General features: G+C 40.9%; 7 protein-coding genes. All 7 read right to left on the bottom strand.

Going from position 1 to position 10966, the window contains the following annotated elements:
* Window positions 1-23: 23 nt before the first annotated feature.
* Entirely contained in the window at window positions 24-692 is a 669-nt protein-coding gene (locus H3Z82_RS15060; RefSeq protein WP_182202275.1) for a bifunctional 4-hydroxy-2-oxoglutarate aldolase/2-dehydro-3-deoxy-phosphogluconate aldolase, read from the bottom strand.
* Window positions 693-725: 33 nt separating this feature from the next.
* On the bottom strand, window positions 726-1748 hold the full coding sequence (locus H3Z82_RS15055) for a sugar kinase (protein WP_182206328.1): 1023 nt from the start codon (window positions 1746-1748) through the stop codon (window positions 726-728).
* A gap of 428 nt (window positions 1749-2176) precedes the next feature.
* Complete coding sequence (locus tag H3Z82_RS15050; RefSeq protein ID WP_235982460.1) at window positions 2177-3778, bottom strand: sulfatase family protein; 1602 nt, start codon at window positions 3776-3778, stop codon at window positions 2177-2179.
* A 171-nt stretch (window positions 3779-3949) separates the two neighbouring features.
* Window positions 3950-4621, bottom strand: a complete 672-nt coding sequence (locus H3Z82_RS15045; protein ID WP_182206327.1) for a DUF6250 domain-containing protein — start codon at window positions 4619-4621, stop codon at window positions 3950-3952.
* A 12-nt stretch (window positions 4622-4633) separates the two neighbouring features.
* Window positions 4634-6088, bottom strand: a complete 1455-nt coding sequence (locus H3Z82_RS15040) for a sulfatase family protein (protein ID WP_182206326.1) — start codon at window positions 6086-6088, stop codon at window positions 4634-4636.
* Between the two features lie 2 nt (window positions 6089-6090).
* On the bottom strand, window positions 6091-7776 hold the full coding sequence (locus H3Z82_RS15035; RefSeq protein ID WP_182206325.1) for a DUF4955 domain-containing protein: 1686 nt from the start codon (window positions 7774-7776) through the stop codon (window positions 6091-6093).
* A gap of 68 nt (window positions 7777-7844) precedes the next feature.
* Window positions 7845-10925 (bottom strand): chondroitinase family polysaccharide lyase, encoded by a 3081-nt coding sequence (locus H3Z82_RS15030; RefSeq protein ID WP_182206324.1) that lies wholly within the window; start codon window positions 10923-10925, stop codon window positions 7845-7847.
* Window positions 10926-10966 lie beyond the last annotated feature (41 nt).

Raw genomic sequence — 10966 nt, 5'->3', positions numbered from 1 at the left:
TTCTTCATATTCAAAACTGTAATTTATTCCCTCAAGGTTTTGATCGTCTCAATGGTCCATCGGACCTGCTCTTCCAGCTTCTTAAAATCCTTTTGATTTACTATGTCTTTCGTTATTAATTGGGATCCCATGCCTACGCATGTCGCTCCCGCATCAAACCATTCCTTTAAATTCTCCTGGTCAGGGGACACACCTCCTGTAGGCATAATATTGGTCCATGGCTGTGGGCCTTTGATGTTCTTTATGAATTTTGCGCCAAAACTATCGCCAGGGAAAAGTTTAACAATTTCACAGCCCATTTCTTCCGCTTCTGCAATTTCTGTTAACGACCCACATCCTGGAGACCACAATACTTTACGTCTATTACAAACGATGGCAATATCCTTACGAAATACAGGTGTAACAATAAAATTAGCCCCTAATGCCATGTACATGGAAGCTGACGCCGCATCGGTTACCGATCCAACACCCATTACCATTCCAGGTAGTTCTTTGATGGCATACTTGTTCAGTTCCCCAAAAACTTCATGAGCAAAATCACCACGGGCCGTAAACTCCAACAACCGCGCACCACCATCATAGCATGCTTTAAGAATACTCTTGCTCAATTCTAAATCTTGACTGAAAAACAAGGGCACCAATCCTGTTTTTTTCATGATACCTGCGACTTCTATTCTTGAAAATTGTGCCATAAGCTATTATTATTCTTTTCGTATTTTTATAAATTATCGTGAAACGATCCCTGAGGGACCTCCTTTAACCAGAGCTTCTACCTCCTCTTTTGTGGCCAAGTTATAATCACCCGAAATGGTATGTTTCAAACAACAAGCTGCGACTGCGAAATTAATCGTATACTGAGGATCAAACGTATCCAGCACCAGACCATAAATAATCCCTCCCATAAAGGCATCACCACTCCCAACACGATCAACTACAGGTGTGATTTCTCTAACGGTTGCGGTATACAATTTTTCTTTATCATAAAAAATACCACCTATTTGTTGATGGGATGCACTTCGGGAGTATCGCAAGGTCGTCGCCATATATTTCAAATCAGGATACTGATCAAAAAAAAGATCATAAAACTGTGGTAAACTGTCAGCATCCTTATAGTTTGGGTTAACCTTATCTTTTCCGATCATCATGAAAGCGGTATCAAGGTCTCCCAATATGACATTGCTGTATTTTAAAAGTTCTGGCATAATGTCTTTAGGTGCTTTACCGTATTTCCAAAGTTTTGCCCTGTAGTTTAGGTCAGTGGTAATTAGGACTCCCATACCTTTGGCAACTTTCACCGCTTCCAAACACACATCAGCTGCATTTTGGGATATAGCTGGTGTAAGTCCGCTCCAATGGAATACACTTGCATCTTGAAAGACCTTTTTCCAATCAATCACACCAATTTCAACGTCAGAAATGCCCGAATGATTACGATCATAGACCACTTTACTGCCACGTAATCCCGCACCGGTTTCTAGAAAATAAATTCCCAAACGTTCACCGCCATAAATAATGTTTTCTGCAGACACATTTTGTCGACGTATTTCCATCAATGCTGATTGTCCAATATCGTTATTAGGAAGTCTGGTTACGAATTCAGAAGGAAAACCATAATTGCTTAGAGAAACGGCCACATTAAATTCACCACCTCCATAATTAACCTTGAAAGAGTTGGCTTGTGAAAACCTTAAATGATCTTCCGTAGATAGGCGCAGCATAATTTCTCCAAAGGTGACTATTTTTTGCATTAAATAAATTTTATTGTATATAATAATTAGTTATTTTCTGTAAACCTTATACAATTGAAAGCTGATAAAATACTAATTTCAGATAACTTCTAATAAATCAAGGGGGTCTTACTATCCAATTAAGGGGGCGTTAAAAGACACTCCTTCTATAAGAATGATATACTGAAACTTACACACAACAATCAATCTCTTTTATTTGTATAAGGAATCTTCTCGCAAGATATAAACGTTTTAAGCTTCCACAAGTTAAAGACAAATTTAACTTATGATGATACATAAATTGGCAAAATCTAAAGAATATGGTAATTATGTATAGACAAATTCTCCAAATTTAGGGTGAAAATGATACTATTCTTTTAATTTAAAGATTGAAACAGGTTATCCGTTCTATTTTAGAATTTAGGTGCTCAAGTCGATATTTTTATAAATTAATTTAGATTTACTTCATGTTGATTCTTAAATCCGTGTTTTTTAAAATCGGCAAGCTTTGTTTTTAATTCTTCAACTCTTTCTGGGTATTCGGAAGCTAAGTTCTCTTGTTCATTCGGATCATTTTTTAAATGAAACAACTGTGGTTCTAATTGAAAGCCGGTTTCAATTATTGGCCCCCAAGGCACTAATGTCGGTCCGTCTAAAGGTTCAATATATTTCCATTCTCCTTCTATGTAAGACAATGGTCCCATAAAGCTTTCTTGTATTAATGAGGTTCTCCCTGCAGTATTATCTCCTAAAAAGACATCTAAAGTATTTTGACTGTCAACAACATCATCATATACCTTCTCGACACCCGCTAACGCCGCCAATGACCTCAAGAAATCAACTTGACTCACGAGAGCATCGGAAACTGTTCCTTTTCCAGTACCATCTGGCCATCTGATAATCAACGGTACTTTACTACCGCCATCATAAGCACTGTATTTGCCACCACGCAAACCACCTGAAGGCTGATGATTTCCTAATAACTCTCTAGCTTGATCCTGGTATCCATCATCTACAACCGGACCATTATCACTAGAAAAAATGACAATTGTATTGTCTAATAAGTTTTTTTCTTTGAGTGTGTTTACAATTTCATTGACCGTCCAATCCAACTGTAATATGACATCGCCTCGTGGACCCATACCACTTTTTCCTTGGAACATAGAGTTAGCCACCCTTGGGACGTGAATATCATGTGTAGAAAGCAACAAAAAGAAAGGTTGATCTTTACTGGAATTGATGAAGATTTTGGATTTATTCACCAATTCCATCGGGATGGTCTCATCATCCCACAACGCCGTTTTGCCACCTTCCATGTAGCCAATTCTGCTGATGCCGTTTACGATGGTATGGTTATGTCCTTGTGATGGTTTCATAGTCAACAACTCTGGATTTTCCTTTCCTGTAGGCCAATCTCCAACCTTCTCTTTGTAATTTACTGAAATAGGATCGTTAGGGTCTAAATTGACAACATGATGGTTTTCAACAAAAACACATGGCACTCTATCGCCAGTTGCCGGAATCATATAGGCATAATCAAAACCAACTTCTAACGGACCAGGACTGATTTTCCCATTCCAATCCGGCCCCATTTCATCTCCCAAACCTAAATGCCATTTACCGACAATGCCTGTTTTATAACCTGCAGTTTTTAATACCCCCGGTAAAGTAGTTCTTTTGGTATCGATTAAGAGGGCTTCATCTCCTGCAGCCACCCCTGTTCCTTTTTTACGCCAAGCATAATCTCCGGTCAATAACGAATAGCGTGATGGTGTACAGGTGGCCGCCGTGGCATACGCATTGTTAAATAGAATGCCTTCATCGGCCAACGCATCTATGGCTGGCGTTGAAATCTCGGTCGCTCCGTAAGCACTGATATCGCCATAGCCCAAATCGTCCGTATAGATAAATACGATGTTTGATTTTTTTGAGTCTTCGGAACGAGCAGTGTCTTCTGTTTTGGGAGTTGCTGCGTTGTCCTTACACCCTACTACAACTAGTAAAGCACAAAGGCAATAAAAGAAAAAGCTATATTTTTTGAATGTCATCATAATTTTTTAATTAATGCATTGAGCCGTTAGATGGCTTTAAAGATACCTATAAATTTTTCGTGAGTCTACCACCGTTGGAGCAAGGTTTCTTAAGATTCACATAGCCATAACAAGATAAAAAAATAGTGAACGTTGGGCTAAAAATGTCAACACTATCTATCGGGTTTTGATTTAAATCCGCTCCACTTTAAAGTTTTCTATGGTCATATGGTTATTTACCGTTCTAAATCCAAAATACCCCTGCGTATAAGGGTCTGGATCATCCACCTTATAAATGACCTCGCCATCTCTGGAGTAACTGGTCATGCCATCCTTTACGATAATTTCAATATGCATTTTCTTATTCGCGGTAATCAGAAATTTTGGATCAGATAAATCATGTTCTGGCAATAAGGGTCTATCGACATTGCCATTATAGCGTCTAAACCTGGTTTGCCCATTGTGATGCCCGCCATAGCCCACATAATACCCAGTAAAATGATGGTAATTTGGAAAATGCCCAGCACGTTCCTCTGATTCGGCGAAAAAATCATTAGGGTGCTTGGGGTCAGTCGCCATCCATAAGCAATTCATGTCCGACACCCGATCGTAAGGTCCGCCCTCATCTATAATAGTAATATCGTAAGAAATTTTCACTGGGGCCTCTAATTGGTGTTTGAACCAAATGGTGCAGCCTTTAACATCTACAACTTCAATACTCCCGTCAACAAATTTGGTTTCGCCACCCGGTTGTTGCTCCACCACCCATTGGCTCGGATCCTTTAACACATCGTCGTAAATCACGTTGTCCTGACATCCTATAAGAAGCAAGGCACATACATAAAAAGTGATACTCTTAATCATTATTTAAATTTTTTAATAAGGTTTATTGAACAGATTTTGGGCCGGCATATCACTAGTACTCGGCAATATGGCTCGTTTTAAAAATTGGTGATCATTCGTGTGGATGCACCAATCAATCAACCGTTGGCGATAGTGGTCCACCATGCTCAAATGCTCAGGATCATCCGCCAAGTTAGTCATTTCATAAGGATCACTTCGCAGATCAAAAAACTGCTCTCGATCTTTTCCCCAACTGTACACCACGTATTTGTAGTTTTTATCGGTCACTGCTCTTCCCAAGGTACCATAACTGTTTTTACTATCGAATTTGGTTTCGGTCACCACAAAGTCGTGATTTTTATAGGTAGAATCTTGAATTAAAGACCTAATGCTTTTCCCAAGTAACGCGTCTGTGGGCTTCATGCCTGCATAGTCTAACACTGTTGGATAAAAATCTAATCCGGTGGAAATCAATTGATCGCTCAATTTATGTTCACCTTGTGACATCAATGGATCACGGATGATAAAGGGCACGTTGATAGATTCCTGAAACAAGGCTGTTTTTTGATTCCAGCCGTGAGAGGCATTCCCATCGCCATGATCACTAGTGAAAATTACAATCGTATTCTCGCGCAAACCCAAATCATCAATTGCATCCAGAATTTTTCCAATCTCAACATCCACTTTTTCAATCAATCGGTAATAGGTGTAGCGGTATTGGCGCCAATCGTCCTCGGTATAATTTTGGGTGGGATAGGATAATTTATCGGCGTCCTGTTCGATTTGCAGGGCCTCAGGAAAATCATCGGCCTTTTTAAAATTCACCGGCAAATCGGGGGTTTGAAACTTATCTACTAGATCAATATTCCCATAAGGTAACGGCTGATTTCTGGCCCATTCGCAAATGGTGTGAGGGTTGTCAAAAGAGGCGACCAAGAAAAAAGGCGTATCACCATCCTTTTTGGACTCCATATAGGCGATGGTGTTTTCGGCAAGGCCAATATCACCAAACTCGGAAATTTTTTCAAAGCCACTTTCCAAATCGATTTCCACTTCTGGTGCGTGCCATTTTCCGCCGTAGGCGCAATCATAACCGTTGGCACTCAATAGGTGGGGCAAATTCTGATTGATATATTCTGTATCCAACTTTTTATCGGCATTGGAATTGATCCCCACTTGATGCGGCATTTTTCCCGTAAACATGCTGGATCGCGATGGACTGCAAAGCGGGAACGTCACATAGGCGTTTTCAAAACGGACACCGGATTTTGCCAATTTATCTAAATTAGGCGTACTCAACTCGGTATTGCCGGCGATGCTTAACGCTTCCGCCTGATGCTGGTCAGTCATGATCAACACGATGTTGGGACCATTGTTTTTTGATGCCTCCTCTTTTGCGCTTATGTTTTCAGCCTTATCATTCTTACAGGACACGAAGAGGCACAGGAAAATCAACGACATACTTATAAAAAAAACTCTTTTCATCATGATTATGATTTATTTGGAATCCATTTGTCCTGCATGGATTGCCAATCCCTTAAGGCTTTGGGAATCCAGTCTGGGATGTTCTTTAAGCGAAATTTCAATTGGGCTTCATATAGGGATGCGGGCAGCACAGGGTCACCCAAACTCTCAAGATAGCCGACATGGTCCTTATTAAATGTAGTTACCGATCCGTGCAAGCCCACCACAATAGGATGGACCACTGAAAATCCCCAGTACATATCCCGTTCATGTTTTCCGGACATTTTCCAAAAATTATAATTCTCCACCGTGCCCCCTACGCGCTTGTAATTCCATAAAGTCAGGCCTTCCAAATGATGCGGTTCATTTTTATAAAATCCGCCGTGATTGGTCATTTTAGCACCTTCATAAAGATCGACTAAATTGTTGATCGGAAATTCGGCATGGGAATCCCAGCCTTGTTTCGGATTTTTGACGCGCCAAATTACCGAACCTGAAGTTTTATGTGACATGGAAGCGCCGTGAAACTGCCCTTCACAGGACTGATCGTTAATCAATCCGGTCAGAATCCGTGCCGACTGGGTGACATTGGTCAATTTATGACCGCTATTGCCTTCAAATAACAACATCAGCATGGAGGACGCACAACTGTTGGCAAAAGAAACACCACCGGTTACCGAACTGAAACGGCAACGTCTTACCCACGAATTTGCCACCCGATTCAAGGACACCATGGACCAGGCATTATCGTGCAAAAAATCTTTATGATGTATAAATTTGTCCTCAAAATTAGCTTTGAAAAAGATGTCCTCGACACCGACATTTTCCAAAGGATAAAATGGTTTTGCCACCCAATGGTAATTCGCGTTGATGGTATTGATCACCGGATCTTTTAAGGTAATGATATTGCCAGAGACATCTACGATCTCATGATTTTCCACATAGGTGACTCCAGTTTCTTTGATGCGTTCCCAATGCGGACGGGCAGGATTGTCTTGAAGAGCTTCCGTAACCGCTTCGACATTGGGTGGCATTTCAAGTTGGATGAATTTCACTTTTTTAAAAGCAGAAGCATTCTCGACTTCAATGGTGAAATCCCCTGAATTTGCACTTTTAATAATGGGAGACGGTGTGCCATCTTTCTGCTTGGAAAAAAATTTGAACATATAGTTGACCTGCCATTCCGGTTGGTCCGGATAGCTTTGAAGCATGTGGTCTTTCATATTTATGGTGGTCCCGTTTACTCCCCATCCACGTCCTTTTAAAATAATATTTGATTTTGTAATCTCAATGGGGATGGCTTCGGTGGGGTTGACATTGACCAAAAATTCCCCAGGAGGAAACAACACTATGCCTCCATTGTTCAATTCAGCGGCATCAATGGTCTTTTGAATGGCCTCCTGGTCGGAAAGGGTGTCATTAGGAATAGCGCCATAGTCGAGCACATTAAACACGTTGAGTTTTGGGAATTTCTCAGGGATTCCTTGTTCACCAAGTTGGTAGCCGGCATAGGAATAATCGAAAAGCGTCGGGATTTCAGGACTATTAATTTCACCGGTGTATTTTTGCCAAATCAACGCTTGGTTTGGTGTTTTAACTGAACTTCCTGTAGTCCGCACGGATTGACAGGCGCCGGCTAAAAGTGCCAAACAAACCGTTAGCCCAATCACTTTAACAAGCGATACATGTCTATTTGAACGCAGGTGTCTCATTCTTCAATCTTATATCTTAGCCAATGGCTTCTCCTATACCCATCCAAAGAAGCCTATGATCAAAACGTCTATAGTTTATTTAATTTTACTTCTCTTGGCAAGCCATCAATGAAACGCATCTTAATTTTTGTGGTCCCGTTTTCGTGAGATGTGGACTTTATAAAATCTTCTGCATAAGGACTCCATTTACCATTTAAAGTAATTTCCATTTCTACCGGCTGACTGTAATTTCGAAATTTACCTTTCTTGTATTCAGGAAAGTTAAGGTCAGGTTGAACCACACTGATGGTGATCAAGTTTACCGTATTCTCTTTGAGCATGACAAAGGCAGGCTCCGATACGGTTTTTAATATTCCATCGGTCATCTGCTTATTGGCCTCAAAAATGACATAGCCTGTAGTTTTCGAAGGTACATCATACACCACGTGAGCAATACTATCGGCTCTTTTAATTATGTATGAATCATCGTCCGCTGCCATTTTACCAAAACCATGCTGATCCCTACTGTTTAAAAATGGATAAATCACGTATTGGTAAGCATCATTATCGGGTGCCATACCGTGGTCAATCCATGCTGAGGCATAATCGCCCTCGGTTTCTTTGGCGCCTTTCCCCTTTTTGTTCATCCCACCCGTGTTGATGGAATACTTGTTATGATAAGATTTTTGATGTGCTTTTTTAAAATGTACCGCGTTGTCGGATAGCATATAATATCCAGATCCATAAGGATCCACAATCCAAGAGTGTTGCTTTCCATCAGATTTCAATTCAGAATTCATCGGAAATTTCTTCATATCTCCTGCAGAGGAATATAGGATCTGTTTGGAATCTTCCAAATAGGATTGGAATATATTGGTTTGCGTTGGGTTTTCCTTATCAATACTTGAAATATTCGTACCAATGGCAATCAATTTATCGCCAAAAGAAAACACCGATTTCTTTGCTCGTAACCGACCTGGGAAACCGACATTCACCTCTTTCCCATCGGCATTGGATCCTTTGCCTTCGTTAAGAATCATTCCAAAGATGCCGTTGCCATCCAATGTTGTAGCGCCAGCAAAGGACTCATTGGACCTGAACATGATCAATGGCATTTTGGGCTCCAATTCTTTAAAAGGTAAATACACAACGGTAGCTCCTGGATATCGGTTCCAGTCCCAGCCCTCTTGACGAAAACCACTGCCACTTTCGCCGTTTCTATTCAGAAGTTCAATGGTGCCATTAGCAGGATATCGGCCGTAGCGGTTTTCATCCACATAAATCTCTGAGGCCCATACATATTTGCTGTACCCTTTTAATAATGCAGCCCATTGATTCCGTCTGTGTACTGCCGTTGCTGCATAAGGCAAGGTTTTATAACCGGGCATGCGTTCTTTTTGAATACCATTGATTCCGGTAAAAATATTGGTATTAAAAAGATCATCGTCACCCCAAAGTCTGAGATAGGCCGAAGCCACATCTTTATCGATAGCTTCCGTCCCATCCGGATTGCCCGAATAAGCGAGCATTAAATACTCATCTTTTAAGCTCTGGATGCCACCATCTTCCAAAGGATGACGACCAGAATTTCCAAAGCCCCAATTATAGAGTTGGCTAAAATCCTTCAGGGTCAAAAATGCGCGTTTAAAATTGTGATGGCCTTCTGGACGGATTCTGAATCGGGTAGGAGACAACATTTTCATGATTTTAGGGACGGTGCTGAAAGCTCCCAAAGCATAGGCAGGATAATGTCCGTTATGGTGCCAAGCAGATCCGTCTGGTTTAAAGCCCCACTCCTCATCTTCCTGAGCCATGGTAATAGATAGAAACTTAGAATAGGCGGCTAATAATGCAGCTTGATCTTCCTGTTTTTCAAAAAGAAAAATCATCATTAAGTGGTAATAGGCCTGGGTATTCAAATAATCGATATTTACATGAAAATTATCGGGATTATCCAAGAGCATTCCTAAATTATAGATCCAATGCAGACTCGCTCCAACATCATTCAAAAGTCCGTTGTCATAGAGCACGATCCGCATTCTAAAAAAAGCTTCGGTGATTTCCCGTACACCATAACCAATATGATGTCTGGTGCCTCCATTACTTCCGGCAACCCAACCTTGGTCCAAAAAGTATTTGGTTCCGGCAACAAACATGTCAGCGATTTGCTTTTTTTGCTCCGGGGTGGCCCGATCGTGAAATTTACTGAGCTTGTTCAATACTTTGCCCAGATCGGATATATCATTAAAGGTTTTTTTACCTTGTTGTCGTTCGTTAAAATATTCCTGTTGCTCTCTAAAAGTCAATGGCGGTCCTTGTACTGTCTCGCCTGTATCTTTAAGACCAAGACTATTATAATCCTCTTTCAACGTGTTCATATACACTTTGTACCGATCGGCAATGGTAAGGTCTTGATCAATCTGCGCTTCAATTTTTTTAAGGTCCATGCGGATGGCCATAGACACTGGACCAGCTTCCAAATTCCTGATGCGATCAAAGTTTGAAATCAGCGGCATCCAATGGTCATCACTCAAAACCTTATCCGCTTTTATAAACGGCACAAACTCATCGGGATATTGGTGTCTGTCATCCTGGTACTGTGCATAAATGATATCGTCAAAAAACAGTTTTCCTTTTGCAGAGGTCGTACTGACTTTAAAATAATCATAATCTACTTGTGCTCCTTTCTGAGGAGGATTTCCTTTCATTTCGTAAAATGGCACCCATATACGTCGCCAGCCTTTAAAGTCCAGATTCAGATCAAAATGGACCTCTTGCTTTCCATCCTTTTCAAACGCTATGGTAATGCTGCCATCTTGCGGTGCTTCACTATAAACTGACAAATGAAGCGTAGGCGATGCAGGAAAATGGGCACCATATTGTAATGGGCTCTCCTCCATACTCAAAATCTTAAAGTGTGAAGTTCCTATGGCACTTTCCCCATGCCAAGTCCATTCCAGTGACGATTTCCCGAAACGACTGTGCGCGTTTGACAAAGACAATTTCCCATTAGTGCTATCAAAAGAACTCAAAGCGGTTGGGGATTCAAAAGATTCCACCGCCGGACGATAGTTTTGTTGGGAAAAACTGACTACCGAGGTGAGCAAAAATAAAGTTGCTAAAATTAGGGATTTGTGGGTATTTTGGAAAGCGGTTTGTATCATCATCATTTTTTTATCAATTTAATTAACGCCAGAGATGCATGTTTCAT

This window comes from Gelidibacter maritimus, from assembly GCF_014062315.1.
Taxonomy (GTDB): Bacteria; Bacteroidota; Bacteroidia; order Flavobacteriales; family Flavobacteriaceae; genus Gelidibacter; species Gelidibacter maritimus.
This window is presented reverse-complemented; position numbering and strand designations above follow the sequence as displayed.